We start from the raw sequence: 15,702 nt of genomic DNA on the forward strand, positions 1-15,702 counted from the left end.
CAAGGAGGCGCGTATGTCCACGCGTAACAGCAGTGCCCCCGCGGCGAACGCGGCCGAGCCGGCCGCCGACGCCGCAGCCCTGCGCAGGAGTGTCGCCGCGGGAGCCGTCGGCGTGTTCGTGCACTGGTTCGACTGGGCGGCCTACGCCTATCTCGCCGGCACCGTCGCGACCGTCTTCTTCCCGGCCGAGGACAGCACCACCGGACTGCTCGCGGTGTTCGGTGTGTTCGCCGTCTCGTTCGGCATCCGGCCCATCGGCGCCCTGGTGTTCGGGCCGCTCGGCGACCGGATCGGCCGCAAGCGCACCCTGTCCCTGGTCATCTTCATGATGTCCGGCGCCACCCTGACCATCGGCCTGCTGCCCGGCTACGACGCGATCGGCATCGCCGCCCCGATCCTGCTGGTGGTGCTGCGGCTGATCCAGGGGTTCGCGGCGGGCGGCGAGTTCGGCAGCGCGGCCAGCTTCCTCGCCGAGAGCGCGCCCCGGCGCCGCCGCGGCTTCGGCGTGAGCTGGCTGGAGGTCGGCTCGCTGCTCGGCTTCCTCGCCGGTTCGTTCGTCTTCCTGCTGCTGTCCGCCGGACTCGACGAGGCCCAGCTCACCTCCTGGGGCTGGCGTGTCCCGTTCCTGGTCGCGGCCCCGCTCGGGGTCATCGGCTTCGTCATCCGCAACAAGATCGAGGACACCCCCGAGTACCGGGCCCTCGAAGCGGGCGGCACCGTGCCCAGCAGCCCGGCCCGCGAACTGCTCCGCTCGCACAAGCGGGAACTGCTCCAGGCGGCCGGCCTGATGGCCGCCATGCACGTCCCCTTCTACGCCGTCCTGACCTACCTCGTCACCTACGAGACCGACCACCTCGGCCACTCCGCCGACAGCGCGGCCCTGCTGTCCACCGTGATCTCCCTGCTCGGCCTGGTGCTCGTGCCGCTGTTCGGCAGGCTGTCCGACCGGGTGGGCCGCAAGCCGGTGTTCGTCGCCGCGACGGCCGCCCTGCTGGTCCTGTCCACCCCGGCCTTCCTCCTGATGCGGACCGGCCTGGCCGGCACCTGGGCCGCCGGGCTGCTGCTCGGCGCGATCCTCGCCGCCATCCTCGGTACCTACGCGGTGTGGTCGGCGGAGATCTTCCCCACCCGCACCCGGCAGAGCGGACTGTCCGTCGCGTACAACGTCACCGCGGCGCTGTTCGCCGGCACCGTGCCCTATCTGATGACCGTGCTCATCTCGGCGACCGGCAGCACCCTGGTGCCGGGCCCGTACCTGATGGTGTTCGCCGTGGGCGGGCTGGTCGCCGCGCTCTCCTTGAAGGAGACCGCCGGCTGCGCGCTGCTGCGCCCCGAGGACATCGGCGAGGACGTCCGCGAGGACGTCCGCGCCGCACCCGCCGAGCGCGCTTCCGCATAAGGTACGGCGCGGACACGGTTCACCGCGCACAAGGGTCTCTCGCATGACGTCACCGCTGGGTTTCACCCTCGTACAGCTCCGTTACTTCCTGGTCGCCGCCGAGCGCGGGTCGATGACGGAGGCGTCGCAGGAGCTCCACATCGCGCAGTCCGCCGTGTCCGCGGCCGTCTACCACCTGGAGCGGGACCTCCAGGTGCAGCTGTTCATCCGGCGCCGGGGCCGGGGACTGACCCTGACCCCGGCCGGGGAGCGGCTCCAGCAGCAGGCCCGGGACCTGCTGGCCCGCGCCCGCGAGGTCCGGCGCGAGGCCCGGGGCGAGGGCGAGGACCTCTCCGGGCCGGTGACCGTCGGCTGCTTTGTGACCCTCGCTCCCTACTACCTGCCGCCCCTGTTCAGCGAGTGCACCGCCCGCCACCCGGGCATCGAGATCGACGTGGTGGAGGCGGAGACGGACCAGCTGGTGGACGCCCTCTCGGCGGGACGCATCGACTTCGCCCTCACCTACGGACTCGGCCTGTCGGCCGCGCCGGAACTGCGCGCCGAGACGATCGCCCTCGCCCCCGCCTACGTCCTCGTCCCGGCCGGCCACCCCCTGGCCGGCCGGGACAGCGTGCAACTGACCGAACTGTCCGCGGAACCGCTGGTCCTGCTGGACCTGCCGCACAGCCGCGACTACTTCCACTCCCTGGTGGCCGCCACCGGCACCGCCCCCGACGTCCGCTACCGCACCCGCAGCTACGAGACGGTCCGCTCCCTGGTCGCCCGCGGCCTCGGCTACTCCGTGCTCAACCAGCGGCCCGCGACCAGCCAGACCTACGGCGGCGGCGAGGTCGCCGCCCTCCGGCTGCGGGACGGCGGACCCCCGCTCGAAGTCAAGCTCGCCTCGGTGGACGGCATGACCCAGACCGCCCGGGCCCGCGCGGTGATGGACCTGCTCCGGGAGATCGCCGCCCGGCCGTGACCGGCCGCCCGCCGCGCGCTTTCCCGATACCGTCGGAATACCCCTGGGGGGTATATCGTTCACCGGGTGAGCCCCTGGTGACGGGGCACACCGAACGGGAATGGGGACGACGGTCATGGACCACGACACGGACCACACCGGACACCACGCGCCGCACCCGGCCGCGGCCTCCTGGCCGATGGCGGTGCGGGCGACGCTGCACTGCCTGACCGGCTGCGCCATCGGCGAGATCCTCGGCATGGTCATCGGCACCGCCCTGCTGTGGGGCAACGTCCCGACCATGGTGCTGGCGATCGCGCTCGCCTTCGTGTTCGGCTACTCCTTCACGCTGGTCGCCGTCGGCCGCACCGGCCTGGACCTCAAGAGCGCGGTCAAGGTGGCGCTCGCCGCCGACACCGTGTCCATCGCCGTGATGGAACTCGTCGACAACGGCATCGTCGCCCTGGTCCCCGGCGCCATGGACGCCCACCTGTCCGACGGGCTGTTCTGGTGGAGCCTGCTCGGCGGTTTCGCCGTCGCCTTCCTGATCACCACCCCGGTCAACAAGTGGATGATCGGCCGCGGCAAGGGCCACGCCGTCGCCCACGCCCACCACTGAGCGGTCCTCACCGGCAACCACTGAGGTGCGTCTCGGCGAGCCGCCGGAAGGCCGCCACCAGCCGGCTCCGGTCGTCGGCGCGGGTGGCCAGGACGACATGGCTCGGTTCGACGCCCGCCAGGGGGACCGCGGTGAGTCCGGGACGCATCCGGTCGAGGTGTTCGCCGGCCGGGACGATCGCGACGGCCTGCCCGGTGGCGACGAGTTCGGTCTTGTCCTCGACGGTCTCGATGAGCGGACCGTCCGGGGCGGGACGGCCGCCCGGCCGGGGATCGATCCGCCAGAAGGCGTTCCAGTCCGGGTCGGACGCGCGGGGCAGCGGCTCGTCGGCGATGTCGTCCAGGGTGACGGACTCCCGGCCCGCCAGCCGGTGGCCGACCGGCACCACGAGCACCCGGGGCTCGTCGTACAGGACCGTCACCCGCAGCCCTTCGGTGCGCAGCGGCAGCCGGGTCACCACCGCGTCCACGCGACGGCCGAGCAGTGCCGCGCGCGGCTGGTCCCACGGCAGGTGCAGGGCGCGTACGTCGGCGTCGGGGCGCTGGTCGCGCAGCGCGCCGACGGCCGGGGTGACGATGAGGTTGAGGGTGTACCCCACGGTGATCCGGGTGGGGTGGGCGGCGGCCCGGGTGCGGGTCGCGGCCTGCGCGGCGGACCTGAGCAGATTCTCGGCGAACGGCAGGAAGACCTGGCCGGCCTCGGTGAGAGCGGTGCCGCGCGGTGAGCGGTCCAGGAGCCGGGCGCCCAGCTGCTGTTCGAGGCGGCGGATCTGGCGGCTCAGGGAGGGCTGGGTGGTGTGCAGGGCCTCGGCGGCCCGCCCGAAGTGCCGGTGCTCGGCGACCACGGTGAAACTGTGCACCAGCCGCAGATCGAGGTGCGCCGCACGCGGCGACGAGTCGGCCATACCCGCAGTCTAACCCTCGGCGACGTGGGGTGATGCGTACGGCGTATTGCCCGATGCGGAACATTCATTGGCCCCGGAGTGATCCCCGGGCGCAGGGTGAGGGTGTCCGGCCGGATCGCGCCGGACCGGCCCGCGAAACGCGAGGGGAACACCCATGTCCACACCTGCCGTCCTGATCACCGGCGGAACCAGCGGAATCGGCAAGGCCACCGCCGAACTCCTGCACGAGCGCGGGTACCGGGTGATGGTCACCGGCCGCGACCCCGAGACCCTCGCCGCCGCCCGGAAGGAACTCCCCGCCGAGGTCGTCGTCATCGAGGCCGACGCGCGCTCCGTGTCCGACGCCGACCGCGTCGCCGCCGAGATCAGGGCCCGCTTCGGCTCCCTCACCGCCCTGTTCCTGAACGCCGGGATCACCCGCGGGGCACCGGTCGAGGCGATCGACGAGGCGACCTTCGACGACGTGTTCGCGGTCAATACGCGGGGACAGTTCTTCACCCTTCAGAAGACCCTCCCGCTGCTCGCCGACGGCGCCTCGGTGGTCTTCACGGTGGGCATCGGCGCCATCCGCGGGCTCGCCGGCGGCAGCGTCGCCGCCGCCAGCAGGGGAGCCCTGCTGGCGATGGTGCCCTCGCTCGCCGTCGAACTGGCGCCCCGGCGGATCCGGGTCAACGCCGTGAGCCCGGGAGCCGTCGACACGCCGATCTGGGCCAAGTCGGGGATGCCGCCCGAGCTGGTCGCCCAGGTCACCGAGGCCACCGCCGCGCGCATCCCGTTCGGACGGTTCGGCACCGCCCGCGAGGTCGCCGAGACCGTCGCGTTCCTCACCTCCGACGCCGCCGGCTACATCACCGGTCAGAACATCGTCGTCGGCGGCGGCATCGGCGTCCCGGCGTAGGTCACCAGTTCTTGTACCGCACCTCGCCGAGGCCGCAGAACGTGCAGCCGGCGCTCAGGAAGTCCTCCGTGCGGCGGAACTCCTCGTCGGCAAGACGCCACCGCAGCCACGCGGTGATGATGTGCTGCCCGTTGCGGGTGGCGGCGATGTGGTCGGTGCCGTCGAGGATGTTGAACCACACCGGCACCTCGGTGTTGGTGTAGTCGCGCTCCACGTTGGAGGTGGCGAAGTCGGCGTCGCCGCCGAGGTAGAGGGCCGGGTTGCGGAGGTTGTCCGGACCGTTGCCGTCGAAGGAGCCGCCGGCCACGTGCACGGTGGTCTCCAGCCGCGGGTCGTCGGCCACGTCGAAGGTGCCGATCGACCCGCGCGAATGGCCGCCGAAGGCCACCTCGGTCAGGTCGAGGTCCTGGTACAGCGGGCTGCCCGAGGCGGCGTTCTGGTCCTCCAGCCAGTCCAGGGCGTCGGTCATGTAGGCGCCGCTGCTGGAGGAGACCTCGCTGTAGACCACGAACCCGTGCGACGCCCACTGGCGCAGCATGTCCTCGTAGGCGGCCGGGTCGGAGCCCGCGCCCGGACCCCAGACGAGGACCGGGTGGTCCACCCCGTCCCGGCCGGCGTCGGCCGGGTACACCAGCCAGCCGTCGCCGCCGGGTCCGGCGGACTCGTCGACGGTCACCGCGTACGGGCCCGGCGCGGTGACGTCGGCGACCGGCGGCAGGGACCCGGGCGGCGGCTCGCCCGGCCCGCCGTCGTCCTCCGCCACCACCAGCACGTCGTCGACGGTCAGCGTCTCCAGGACGCTGCCGGCGTCCAGCGAGAACCGCAGCCGCAGGTCGTGCCCGTCCACCGCGGCGGGCAGCCGGAAGGACGCCGCGCCGCTGGCGGTGCGCGCCGACTCCAGCGCGGTGAACGAGCCGCCGTCGACCGAGTAGGCCGCGGTGAAGGTCTCCCCGAGGTCCAGCCCGGACACCGCCCGGGTGTACGACACCGTCACCTCGCTGTGCCCGGCCAGATCGATCGGCGCGGAGGTCAGCGCCGGGTCGGAGAGCAGCGAACCGCTCAACCGGGCGCCGTAGGTGCCGGTGCTGACGGAACCGGTGGCGGTGAAGGTGCCGAGCCCGGCGGAGAAGTCCTCGCCGTAGACCGCGGTGGCGGCGGCCGCGGGGGGCGTGAGGGCGCCGGCTGCTCCCACCGACAGGGTGGTGAGGGCGGCGGTGCCGCACACGCGTAAGCGCCAACTGAAGCGAGACATGTCTGGAATCCCTCCTGACCGCGCCGGCCGGGGTGCTCCGGCGCGGGGTCGTGTCGGTTGCGGGGACGGGTCCGTCTCCGGGCCCCGAAGGACGGCTCGGAACCGGGACGGGCCGGTTCCGTCGGAACCGGAACGAGCCGAGTCAAGCGGGCCCTTGCCCCCCCGGCACCACGTAAATCACCGGTGCCGAGCGGGCCGGTCCGGCATCGGGCCCGGGCCCGGGAGGGTCGTCTTTCGGCCGTTATCCTGCGGGGGTGACGCAACCTCCCAGGCCCGACGAGCGGCGATCCCCGAACCCCGGGCCGAAAGCCGCCGCCCGCAACCGGGCGGCCCTGATCGCCGCCGCCCGGGAGATCTACGCGGAGCACGGCCTGGGCGCCCCGCTGTCCGCGATCGCGCGCCGGGCCGGCGTCGGACAGGGCGTCCTGTACCGGCACTTCCCGGACCGGGCCGCCGTCGCCGCCGCCGTGCTGGAGGAGAACGTACGGGAGGTCGAACAGGCCGCCGCGGCCGAGGGCGCCACCTTCGAGGACGCCCTCGGGGTGCTGTCCTGGCACCTGACCGAGTCGTCCGCCTTCATCAGCCTGCTGCACGCCGACGAGGCGCACCGGCGGGCCGGGACCTCCGAGACGCGGGGGTACGCCCGCGCCCTGTCCGAGCGGGTCGAGCGGGCGCTGCGCGGCCGGCTGCGGCCGGGGCACCGGCTGGCCGCCGCCGACGACCTGATGCTCGCCGTCGCCATGGTCTCCGGCGCCGTCACCGGCCCCACCCGCGAGGAGCGGGAGGACCGGGTACGGGCCGCCTGGCGGCTGCTCGCCGTGGAGGTGGGACCGGTGCGGCCGTTCGCGCGGTGAGCGCCGGGCGGGGCGGGGTCAGCCGCCGTTGGACTGGCGGATGCCGTCCGCGAGCGCGTCGAAGGTGTACACGTACCCCCCGGCGGGTCCGCTGACGGTCATGTACGCCGTGCTCCCGCCCGGGGTGATCGCCACGTTCGTCGCCGATTCGAGGCCCCGGTCGCGGGCCGGGATCTCGACGGTCGCCAGCCGGGCGCCGTACTTGTCGTACACGGCCATCGCGGGCCGGCCGTGCAGCGCCTGGTAGAGGTTGCCGTCGGCGTCGACCGCGATCGAGTCGGTCTGTGCGATGCCGCCGTCGACGCGGACGGCGGTGTGCGGCGCGCTCACCCCGCCCTGGCCGGCGAGCGGCAGGTAGGAGATCCGGTTCCGGGTCAGCTCGCTGAACCACAGCCCGTCGAAGTCCGCGTCGAAGGAGATGCCGTTGGTGGCGGCCAGGTGGTCGACGAGGACGCTCGCCCGCTTCCCGTCGCGGTCGACGCGCACCACCCGGCCCAGCGCCGCGCCCTCGGTCAGGCCGCGCGAGTCGCTGACGTAGAGATTCCCCTCCTCGTCGAAGGCGAGGTCGTCGGGGTTCATCGGCGCCCCGTCCACCTCGCCGGCGAAGAGGACCCGCCGGTCGCCGCCGTCCGGGGCCAGGCTGACGATCTCGCCGTGCGCGTAGTCGGTCAGGTAGAGCCGTCCGTCGTACGGGCTGAACTGGGCGGAGGTGTAGGCGCCCCGGTCGTCGGTGTGCAGCGTCCGCACCGCCTTGCGGCCGAGGTCGACCCGCAGCACCTTCGGCGCGCCCGCCGGCGCGGTGACGTCGACCAGGGTCAGCCGGCCCTTTCCGTCCAGGACCGGGCCCTCCAGCAGGGTGCTGCCGGTCGCCTCGTGCGGCGTCGTCACCCGCAGCACCCGCTGGGCCCGGATGGTGCGGTCCGGGCCGGTCCCGCCGCTCCCGGCGCCGGCGGTCTCGGTGTCGCAGGCGGTGAGGGCGGTCAGGGCGCCGATCGTGGCGAACAGCGCGAGCGGCCGGATCGGAAGTCGTCGCATGGGGGTCCTCTTCCTGGCGTCTGGCGTCTGGCATCTGGCGTGGGGCGGAGCACGGACGAACCAACCGGACAGCACTGTCCGGTAGTTGCTACGGTAGTGGACGACCGCCCCACACCGGAGGCCGGCCTCAGGACCGCGGGGCCGGCCAGGAACGAGGTCCCCCCATGGCAACCCCTCAGGCCCCGGCCCCCGACGAACTCGCCCGGCTCAAGGAGCGCTACCGGCACGAGCGCGAACGCCGGGTACGGCCCGACGGCGCCGCCCAGTACCGGGCGCCGGAGGCGGAGTTCGGCTACTACGCGGACGACCCGTACGCCACTGGCCCGGACCGGCGCGAGCCGCTGTCCGACACCGTCGACGTCGCCGTGATCGGCGGCGGATTCGGTGGCCTGCTCGCCGGAGCGCGGCTGCGGCAGCAGGGCGTCGAGCGGGTCCGGATCGTCGAGCGGGGCGGCGACGTCGGCGGCACCTGGTACTGGAACCGCTACTCGGGCGTGCACTGCGACATCGAGTCCCACGTCTACCTGCCGCTGCTGGACGAGACCGGCTACGTACCCGAGTGGAAGTACGCGCCCGGCGAGGAGATCCGCCGCCACGCGGTACGCGTCGCCGAGCGGTTCGGCCTCTACCAGCACGCGCTGCTGCGCACCTCGGTGACCGCGCTGACCTGGGACGAGGCGACGGAGACCTGGCTGGTGGCGACCGACCGGGCAGACGCGTTCCGGGCCGTCCACGTGGTCACCGCCACCGGCACCCTCACCGAGCCGAAGCTGCCCGGGATACCCGGCATCGAGGACTTCCGGGGACACACCTTCCACACCTCGCGGTGGGACTACGCCTACACCGGCGGCACCCCGGACGGCGGCCTGAGCGGCCTCGCCGGCAAACGGGTGGGCGTGGTGGGCACCGGCGCCACCGGCGTCCAGGTCATCCCGGTGCTGGCCGAGGACGCCGGGCACCTCTACGTCTTCCAGCGCACCCCGTCCAGCGTGGACGTGCGGGCCAACCGCCGCACGACCGCCGCGGACGTCGGCGCCGGCCGGCCCGGCTGGGCCCGGGCCCGCCGCGACAACTTCCTGCGGATCGTCTCCGGCGAGCCGGCCGACGTGGACCTGGTGGCGGACCGCTGGACCTCGTCGGCGGGACTCCTGGAGAAGCTGCTGCCGAGCTTTCGCCGCCAGGGCGACCGCGACACCTTCGAGGCCGCCTACGAGGTCGCCGACGCCGCCAAGATGAACGAACTGCGCGCCCGCGTCGAGCAGTCGGTCACCGACCCGGCCACCGCCGACAAGCTGAAGCCCTGGTACCGCTACGCCTGCAAGCGCCCCACCTTCTCCGACCTGTACTACCAGACCTTCAACCGCCCCGACGTCACCCTGGTCGACACCGCGGACACCCACGGCATCGAGCGGGTCACCGAGCGCGGCGTGGTCGTCGCCGGCACCGAGTACCCGCTGGACTGCCTGATCTTCGCCACCGGCTTCTCCGTCGGCGTCTGTGGCGTGCACTCCGGGAAACTCCCGGTCCGGGGCCGGGACGGTGCCGAGCTGCTGCGCACCTGGGCGGAGCGCGGCCCGCGCACCCTGCACGGCTTCACCTGCCACGGATTCCCGAACCTGTTCCAGATGGGCTCCCTCCAGAACGCCAGCAGCGTCAACTTCACCCACGTGCTGGACGAACAGGCGGTGCACATCGCGGCCCTCGTCGCCGCCGCCGAGGCCAAGGGCGCGCTGGTCGAGCCGTCCCGGGAGAGCGAGGACGCCTGGGTCGCCGTCTGCGCCCAGGACGCCCCCGACCACGAGTGGTTCCACGCCGAGTGCACCCCCGGCTACTACAACCGCGAGGGCCGCGGCCGCCCCAACGGCCCGACCGCCTACCCGCACGGCGCGGTCGCCTTCCACGACCTCCTGCGACGCTGGCGCGAGGAGTCCCTGAGCGAGATCTTGCGGGCCAGGACCGCCTAGGTACGCTGGCCCCATGAAGATCCACCTCACCAGCGTCTTCGTCGAGAACCAGGACGACGCCCTGCGCTTCTACACCGACGTGCTGGGCTTCGTGAAGAAGCACGACGTCCCGATGGGCACGGACCGGTGGCTGACCGTGGTCTCGCCCAAGGACCCCGAGGGGACCGAACTGCTGCTGGAGCCCTCCGGGCACCCGGCCGTGCGGCCGTACACGACGGCACTGGTCCGGGACGGCATCCCGGCCGCGTCGTTCGCCGTGGACGACGTACCGGCCGAGTTCCGGCGGCTGCGCGGCCTTGGGGTGCGTTTCACCCAGGAGCCGGTGGCGGCGGGCCCGGTCACCACCGCCGTCCTGGACGACACCTGCGGCAACCTGATCCAGCTCGTGCACGGCGGGTGACCGGCGGCTCAGGGCACCAGTGACTGACCGGCCGCCAGACCGCGGTACAGGGCGTCGCCGGCGAGCAGCTCGGCGTGGGTGCCGGTGGCCCGTACCCGGCCGGACTCCAGCACCACGATCCGGTCGGCCGCCGTCACGGTGGACAGCCGGTGCGCGATGACCACGACCGTCGTCTCGCGCGCCACCTCCGCCACCACCTCGCGCAGGGCCCGTTCGTTGGCCGCGTCCAGCTGGGAGGTGGCCTCGTCCAGCAGCAGCAGCCGGGGCCGGCGCAGCAGCGCCCGGGCGATGGCCACCCGCTGGCGTTCCCCGCCGGACAGCCGGGTGCCCCGGTGGCCGACCGGGGTGTCCAGTCCCTGCGGCAGGGCGCGGGCGAACGCGTCCAGCCGGGTGCGCGCCAGCACCTCGGCGATCTCGTCGTCGGTGGCGTCCGGGGCGGCGAACAGCAGGTTCTCCCGCAGGGTGCCGGAGAGCACGGGCGCGTCCTGCTCGATGTAGCCGATGCCGGCCCGCAGCTCGGCCAGCGGGATGTCGCGCACGTCCCGGCCGTCGATGAGCACCCGGCCGGAGTCCGGCTCGTAGAACCGCTCCAGCAGCGCGAAGACGGTGGACTTCCCCGCGCCGGACGGGCCGACCAGGGCGGTCGTCCGGCCGCCCGGCGCGGTGAAGTCCACCGCCCGGTGCACGCGGGGGAGTTCCGGCCGGTAGCGGAAGCAGACCCGCTCGAAGGTGACGGTGGCCGGGGCAGCGGCCCGTCCGGCCGTCCGTCCGCCGCGACCGGCGGCCGGGGCGGTGTCGGTCTCCAGCCGGTCGAGTTCCCGCAGCCGGGCCACGGCCGCCGCGCCGACGTGGAACTGGGTGGCCGCCTGGATCAGGTCGGACACCGGCTGCATCAGGTAGAAGAGCAGCATCAGGAACGCCACCAGCACGGAGACCCCGATGGTCCCCGACGCCACCCGGGCGCCGCCCGCTCCCAGCACGCACAGGAACGACAACTGGACGGACAGCCCGGCCGAGGCGCCCATCAGCGCCTGCCAGCCGGCCGCCCGGACACCGCTGCGCCATGCCTCGTCGGCGGTCCGGTGCACCGCCGCCGTCTCCCGCTCCTCGGCCCCGGACGCCTTCACGGTCCGCAGCGCGCCCAGCGCCCGTTCCAGGGCGGCGCCCATGTCACCCACCGCGGCCTGGGCCCGCGCGGTGGCCCGCGCGATGCGCGGCATGGTGACGGTGAGCACCACGCAGGTGAGCGCGATGACAGCGGCGGTCACCCCCAGCAGGACCGGGTCGAGCAGCGCCATCAGCACCGTCACCCCGGTCAGCGCCAGCACGCTGGTGACGGCCGACACCAGTGACTGGGTGGTGACCTGGCGCAGCAGCGTCGTGTCCGAGGAGACCCGGGACAGCAGGTCGCCGGGTTCCAGCCGGTCGAGTTCGGCGACCTTGAGCCGCAGCAGCCGGGCGGTGATCCCGCGGCGGGCGCCGCGCACCACCGACTCGGCGGCGTGCGCCAGGACGTACTGGCCGAGCGCCCGCAGCGCGGCGCCGAGCACGACGAGCGCGGAGAGGGCGGCCAGCGCGCCGGTCACCGGCCGCCGGTCGCCGAGGCCGTCGATCAGTTCCTTGGCCGCCAGCGGCTGGACCAGTACGGCCGCCGTCCCGGCCAGCCCGAGCAGCCCGCCGCCCACGAGCCGCGGCAACTGCCCCCGGGCGTACCCGAGCAGGACCCGGCCGGTCGCGCGCAGTGTCAGGGGAGCGGGGGGCGGGAACGCGGAGCCGGCGGCGGGCATGCCGGGTGCTCAGCGGCCGGCGAGGCGGCGGCGGACCGCCGGGAAGACCCGGGTCGCGAGCCGCTCCAGTTGGGCCAGGGTCTCGTCCGTCCCCTCCGGGCCCTCCACCTGGCACATGACGCGGGTGCAGCCGGACGTGCCGATGTGGTCGACCAGGCGGGCCACACAGGTCTCCTCCGGCCCGACCGGATGGGTGGCGAGGATCCGGTCCGCGAGCGCGCCGACGTGCTCGGCGGTCACCGGTGGCGGGGCGGGCCGGGACAGGCCGGGCAGACCGGCGCGGTGCCGGTTCAGCGCGAGAATGAACCGGGCCCGGTCCCGCATCAGCCGCGCGGCCCGCTCGGCCGAGTCGGTCACCCGGGTGAACACGGCGAACGCGTGCCCGTCGGCCGGCCGCGGCCGCCCGTTGCCCCGGGCCCGCCGGGCGTACCGGGCCAGCATCTCCGCCTTCGCCGCCGCGTTCTTGTCGAAGAACAGCATCAGCGGCAGCCCCCGGTCGGCCGCCAGCTCGATCGAGGCGGGCGACCCGGCCGCCACGTACACCGGCGGGTGCGGCGAGGTGTGCGCCGAGGGCAGCGGCCGTACCGACCGCGGGGCGGGGGCCGCGAGGCCGGTGGGCACCTTGCCGCGCAGGGCGGCGAGGGTGCGGTCCAGCGGCGTGGCCAGCCCCGCCCGCCACGCCCGCGGCCCGCCGCCCAGCACCTCGTACTCGATGCCCGGGATGCCGCGGCCCACCCCGAGGACGAACCGGCCGCCGGACAACTGGTCCAGCAGCGCAGCCTGTTCGGCCGTGTGCACGGGGGAGTGCAGCGGCAGTACGGTCACCGCGGTGCCGACGTGGACGCGTTCCGTGCGGCCGAGCAGGTACGCGGCGAGGGTCAGCGCCGAGGGGTTGACCGCGGCGTCCAGGAAGTGGTGCTCGGTCAGCCACACGTCGTCCAGGCCGAGGGCCTCGGCGCACCGGGCCACCGCCACCGCGCGGGCCAGCACCTCGGCGTCCGTCCGGCCCGGATGGCGGTCGGTGGGCAGCAGTACGCCGAATCTGAGGCCGTCGTGGGCGCTCACGTGTTCCTCCGGGACGCGGTGGGGGCGGACACCCGCAGCAGCGGGCGGAACAGTTCGATGTTCGGGCCCTCGCCGACCGGACGGCGGTCCACCTCCACCCAGGCGTGGGCGCGGAACGGCTCGGTGCGCACCCCGGTGCACCAGTCCGGCCAGCGCCCCTGGGCCCGGCACAGCAGCACGGTGGCCACCGAACGCTGGAGACAGCCCTGCCCGGCGCAGGCCCGGCTGACGGACACCACCGCCTGCCGGCCGCGCAGCGCCTGCTCCGCGGTGCAGGGGCGGGCGCCGCGGGCCAGCACGCCCAGCACCCGGCGCAGCCGGCCGGGCCGCAGCCGGATCAGCAGCCAGGCCGCCGCCACGGCGCACCGCGCGAGCAGCGCCCGGCCCGGCGGGACCGGAACCCGGGCCTCGGGTACGACGGGGAAGGTCATGGCGTCACCAGCCGGGCGCCGACCAGGCTCGCCACCAGCGCGTCGACATCGGCGGCGACCCGCTCCCGCTGCTCCGGGAAGGGAGCGGCGAGCCGGTCGGTGATCTCCGCCGGGCCGCTGCCCGCGCGCAGCAGCCGGACCACGGCGGCGCCGGTGCGGTTGAGCAGCCAGTAGCGGCCGGTGGCCTCGTGCAGCAGCACCATGCCACCGTCGTCCGTGTCGGTCGCGGACACCTCGGGGGCGAGCGAGTAGGTCATCGGACTCCCTCCGCGCCGGCCGCCCGCGCCCGCGCCGCCTCCACCGAGCGCAGCCACGCCTCGCAGGCCAGCGTGTGGACCATGGGGATGAAGCCGCGGGAGGTGGGGTGCGGGGCCAGCAGCACCGCGCGGACCGCGGCCTGGTCCACCAGGCCCAGCCGGGCCAGCCGCATGTCCTCGGCCAGTGCCAGCAGTTCGGCCCGGTGGTGCCGCACGCCCGCGTACACGTCGGCGCTGAACTCGCCCTTGGTGGTGCGGCCCAGGATCGGCTCGGGCACGGCCTGGCGCAGGGCGGCGGACAGCAGCGGCTTGGTGCGCCCCGGGCTGACCCGGTCCGTGATCCGCAGGGTGAGCGCCGCCTCCAGCACCTGGTCGTCGAGGTACGGGGCGTGGTAGGCGACCCCGGAGCGCGAGGTGAGCCGGTCGGTCAGCCGGATGTCGGTACCGCACCGGCGTACCGCCTGCACGACCGCGTGCTGCGCGGGATCGGGGGAGTGCGGGGCGACCTCGTGCTCCGCCGCGTCCCGCAGCAGTTCCCGGCAGGCGTCGGCGGCCGGGGCGGTCACCCAGGCCGGCAGCCGCGGGTAGTACCCCCATCCGGTCAGGGGCTCCCGGGGACCGCTGAGGGGGGTGGTGAGGGTGTCGGCCGCGGTGCGCAGCCACTGGCCGTACGAGGGGTCGCGCAGCAGGTTGCGCACCATCGTGCCGAGCGGCCAGCGGTACATGCTGCGGGCGATCCGCAGGTCGGTGCGGGACGCCAGCGGCGCGCGGCGGCCCAGGACGTGGAAGAAGCTGGGGGCCGGGTGGAAGAGTTCGTCACCGCCGTGACCGGTCAGGTGGACGGCGACGCCCAGGCCGGCCAGCCGCCCGGCCACCCAGGCCGTCACCTCCTTCATCCGCCGCCACGGGTAGGGCGCTTCCGGGTCGTCGTCGTGGCCGAGCTGCCCGGCGAACGACCGCGGCAGCTCGGACCGGAGCAGGACGAGGGACTCCGCGTCCGGCAGGTATCCGGCCGCCTGCCGTGCCCACCGGGCGTCGTCGTTCGCGTCGTCCGCACCCTCCTGACGCACCGTCACCAGCCGTCGGCAGCGCTCGTCGGCGGCGGTGAGGAAGGCCAGACTGGTGGAGTCCAGGCCGCCGGAGAGGTCGCAGCCGACGACACCGGACCCGGTCCGGGCGGCCACCGCGCCGCGCAGCGCGGCCCGCAGCCGCCGGGCGGCCGGCCCGATCGGCTGGTCGGCCGGCGGCGGTGACCAACGGCGGACCGTGTGGTGGCGGCCGTCGGGACGGACCCGCAGCCAGTGCCCGGGTGCCAGGCACGACACCGAACGCCACGCCGTGCGGTCGCTGAGCGGCCGGGGCGGCTGGGCCAGCAGCCGGCAGACCAGGGTCGTCTCGTCCAGGCCGGCGCCGGACAGCGCCGCCAGGGTGTCCGGCCGGTCGGCCGCCAGGGTGCGGCCGTCGACGGTGGTGTGGAAGATCTCCCGGACGCCCGACAGCGTGCCCTGGGCGCGGATCTCGCCGCCGAAGGAGGCCAGCGCGTGGTAGCTGCCCGCAACCGCGCGCAGGGCGTCGCCGAGCCGGTCCAGCGTCGTACAGCGTTCGACGATCCGTGCGAGGTCGTCGGGTGTGGCCGCGAAGCAGCCGAGCAGGGCGACGCGCCGGTCGCCGCGGGCGGCGGTCAGGATCTCCTGGTCCGTCCAGGAGCCGACGACCCAGGGCCGCCCGGACGCGTGGGCCAGCGCGCGGTCCGGTTTTGGACCGGGCGGGAGCCGGCGGACGGTGACCGCGGCCAGCCGGTGATCGGGCAGAACGAGGAACTGCACAGGTCCTCCACGGGACGGTCCGGCCGGGGCGACGGTGACCACGGGGCCGGGCGGCGGACCTGTCCGCCGCC

The 15,702-nt window shown here is 74.6% G+C and carries 15 protein-coding genes; 7 read left to right on the top strand and 8 right to left on the bottom strand.

What is annotated here, in order from left to right:
- Positions 1–13 precede the first annotated feature (13 nt).
- The 3 genes from ACTT8P_RS20010 to ACTT8P_RS20020 all read left to right on the top strand — a co-directional run bounded on the left by ACTT8P_RS20010 (position 14) and on the right by ACTT8P_RS20020 (position 2,958).
- The gene (locus ACTT8P_RS20010; protein WP_442833041.1) at positions 14–1,399 is read left to right on the top strand and encodes an MFS transporter; all 1,386 of its coding nucleotides are present in this window, start codon (positions 14–16) and stop codon (positions 1,397–1,399) included.
- Between the two features lie 43 nt (positions 1,400–1,442).
- A complete protein-coding gene (locus tag ACTT8P_RS20015; RefSeq protein WP_442833042.1) occupies positions 1,443–2,360 on the top strand; it encodes a LysR family transcriptional regulator in 918 nt (305 codons plus the stop codon).
- A gap of 115 nt (positions 2,361–2,475) precedes the next feature.
- Positions 2,476–2,958 carry a DUF4396 domain-containing protein gene (locus ACTT8P_RS20020; RefSeq protein ID WP_442833043.1) on the top strand — a complete coding sequence of 161 codons (483 nt, stop codon included), beginning with the start codon at positions 2,476–2,478 and terminating at the stop codon, positions 2,956–2,958.
- A gap of 7 nt (positions 2,959–2,965) precedes the next feature.
- Here the strand turns inward: ACTT8P_RS20020 and ACTT8P_RS20025 are convergent, their stop codons facing one another.
- Positions 2,966–3,862 carry a LysR family transcriptional regulator gene (locus tag ACTT8P_RS20025; RefSeq protein WP_442833044.1) on the bottom strand — a complete coding sequence of 299 codons (897 nt, stop codon included), beginning with the start codon at positions 3,860–3,862 and terminating at the stop codon, positions 2,966–2,968.
- A gap of 154 nt (positions 3,863–4,016) precedes the next feature.
- On the opposite strand from ACTT8P_RS20025, the gene ACTT8P_RS20030 reads away from it, so the two are divergent.
- Entirely contained in the window at positions 4,017–4,760 is a 744-nt protein-coding gene (locus ACTT8P_RS20030; RefSeq protein WP_442833045.1) for an SDR family oxidoreductase, read from the top strand.
- A 1-nt stretch (position 4,761) separates the two neighbouring features.
- On the opposite strand, the gene ACTT8P_RS20035 is transcribed toward ACTT8P_RS20030, so the two are convergent.
- The gene (locus ACTT8P_RS20035; protein WP_442833046.1) at positions 4,762–6,012 is read right to left on the bottom strand and encodes a poly(ethylene terephthalate) hydrolase family protein; all 1,251 of its coding nucleotides are present in this window, start codon (positions 6,010–6,012) and stop codon (positions 4,762–4,764) included.
- 254 nt (positions 6,013–6,266) lie between these two features.
- On the opposite strand from ACTT8P_RS20035, the gene ACTT8P_RS20040 reads away from it, so the two are divergent.
- A complete protein-coding gene (locus ACTT8P_RS20040) occupies positions 6,267–6,866 on the top strand; it encodes a TetR/AcrR family transcriptional regulator (protein WP_442833047.1) in 600 nt (199 codons plus the stop codon).
- Positions 6,867–6,884: 18 nt separating this feature from the next.
- Here the strand turns inward: ACTT8P_RS20040 and ACTT8P_RS20045 are convergent, their stop codons facing one another.
- A complete protein-coding gene (locus tag ACTT8P_RS20045) occupies positions 6,885–7,901 on the bottom strand; it encodes an SMP-30/gluconolactonase/LRE family protein (RefSeq protein WP_442833048.1) in 1,017 nt (338 codons plus the stop codon).
- A gap of 164 nt (positions 7,902–8,065) precedes the next feature.
- On the opposite strand from ACTT8P_RS20045, the gene ACTT8P_RS20050 reads away from it, so the two are divergent.
- Both ACTT8P_RS20050 and ACTT8P_RS20055 read left to right on the top strand, forming a co-directional pair.
- On the top strand, positions 8,066–9,865 hold the full coding sequence (locus ACTT8P_RS20050) for a flavin-containing monooxygenase (RefSeq protein WP_442833049.1): 1,800 nt from the start codon (positions 8,066–8,068) through the stop codon (positions 9,863–9,865).
- A gap of 13 nt (positions 9,866–9,878) precedes the next feature.
- Entirely contained in the window at positions 9,879–10,265 is a 387-nt protein-coding gene (locus ACTT8P_RS20055) for a VOC family protein (RefSeq protein ID WP_442833050.1), read from the top strand.
- Positions 10,266–10,273: 8 nt separating this feature from the next.
- On the opposite strand, the gene ACTT8P_RS20060 is transcribed toward ACTT8P_RS20055, so the two are convergent.
- The 5 genes from ACTT8P_RS20060 to ACTT8P_RS20080 form a co-directional block, all read right to left on the bottom strand.
- Positions 10,274–12,052 carry an ABC transporter ATP-binding protein gene (locus ACTT8P_RS20060; protein ID WP_442833051.1) on the bottom strand — a complete coding sequence of 593 codons (1,779 nt, stop codon included), beginning with the start codon at positions 12,050–12,052 and terminating at the stop codon, positions 10,274–10,276.
- 9 nt (positions 12,053–12,061) lie between these two features.
- Positions 12,062–13,117: an LLM class flavin-dependent oxidoreductase gene (locus ACTT8P_RS20065; RefSeq protein WP_442833052.1), complete on the bottom strand. Its 1,056-nt coding sequence runs from the start codon at positions 13,115–13,117 to the stop codon at positions 12,062–12,064.
- On the bottom strand, positions 13,114–13,548 hold the full coding sequence (locus tag ACTT8P_RS20070) for a lasso peptide biosynthesis B2 protein (protein ID WP_442833053.1): 435 nt from the start codon (positions 13,546–13,548) through the stop codon (positions 13,114–13,116). Before ACTT8P_RS20070 ends, ACTT8P_RS20065 begins: the two co-directional genes overlap by 4 nt.
- Positions 13,545–13,805 carry a lasso peptide biosynthesis PqqD family chaperone gene (locus tag ACTT8P_RS20075; RefSeq protein ID WP_442833054.1) on the bottom strand — a complete coding sequence of 87 codons (261 nt, stop codon included), beginning with the start codon at positions 13,803–13,805 and terminating at the stop codon, positions 13,545–13,547. The genes ACTT8P_RS20070 and ACTT8P_RS20075 overlap by 4 nt, the downstream gene beginning before the upstream one ends.
- Positions 13,802–15,702 (bottom strand): asparagine synthase-related protein (locus ACTT8P_RS20080; protein WP_442833055.1); only part of this gene is annotated, 1,901 nt, incomplete at its 5' end. The genes ACTT8P_RS20080 and ACTT8P_RS20075, both read right to left, overlap by 4 nt.

This window comes from Streptomyces sp. JW3 (assembly GCF_052216785.1).
Lineage (GTDB): Bacteria > Actinomycetota > Actinomycetes > Streptomycetales > Streptomycetaceae > Streptomyces.

What these genes read in the sequence shown, in the direction of transcription:
- ACTT8P_RS20010 (WP_442833041.1), top strand. Translation starts at nt 14, where the DNA reads ATGTCCACGCGTAACAGCAGTGCCCCCGCGGCGAACGCGGCCGAGCCG.
- ACTT8P_RS20015 (WP_442833042.1), top strand. Translation starts at nt 1,443, where the DNA reads ATGACGTCACCGCTGGGTTTCACCCTCGTACAGCTCCGTTACTTCCTG.
- ACTT8P_RS20020 (WP_442833043.1), top strand. Translation starts at nt 2,476, where the DNA reads ATGGACCACGACACGGACCACACCGGACACCACGCGCCGCACCCGGCC.
- ACTT8P_RS20025 (WP_442833044.1), bottom strand. Translation starts at nt 3,862, where the DNA reads ATGGCCGACTCGTCGCCGCGTGCGGCGCACCTCGATCTGCGGCTGGTG.
- ACTT8P_RS20030 (WP_442833045.1), top strand. Translation starts at nt 4,017, where the DNA reads ATGTCCACACCTGCCGTCCTGATCACCGGCGGAACCAGCGGAATCGGC.
- ACTT8P_RS20035 (WP_442833046.1), bottom strand. Translation starts at nt 6,012, where the DNA reads ATGTCTCGCTTCAGTTGGCGCTTACGCGTGTGCGGCACCGCCGCCCTC.
- ACTT8P_RS20045 (WP_442833048.1), bottom strand. Translation starts at nt 7,901, where the DNA reads ATGCGACGACTTCCGATCCGGCCGCTCGCGCTGTTCGCCACGATCGGC.
- ACTT8P_RS20050 (WP_442833049.1), top strand. Translation starts at nt 8,066, where the DNA reads ATGGCAACCCCTCAGGCCCCGGCCCCCGACGAACTCGCCCGGCTCAAG.
- ACTT8P_RS20055 (WP_442833050.1), top strand. Translation starts at nt 9,879, where the DNA reads ATGAAGATCCACCTCACCAGCGTCTTCGTCGAGAACCAGGACGACGCC.
- ACTT8P_RS20060 (WP_442833051.1), bottom strand. Translation starts at nt 12,052, where the DNA reads ATGCCCGCCGCCGGCTCCGCGTTCCCGCCCCCCGCTCCCCTGACACTG.
- ACTT8P_RS20070 (WP_442833053.1), bottom strand. Translation starts at nt 13,548, where the DNA reads ATGACCTTCCCCGTCGTACCCGAGGCCCGGGTTCCGGTCCCGCCGGGC.
- ACTT8P_RS20075 (WP_442833054.1), bottom strand. Translation starts at nt 13,805, where the DNA reads ATGACCTACTCGCTCGCCCCCGAGGTGTCCGCGACCGACACGGACGAC.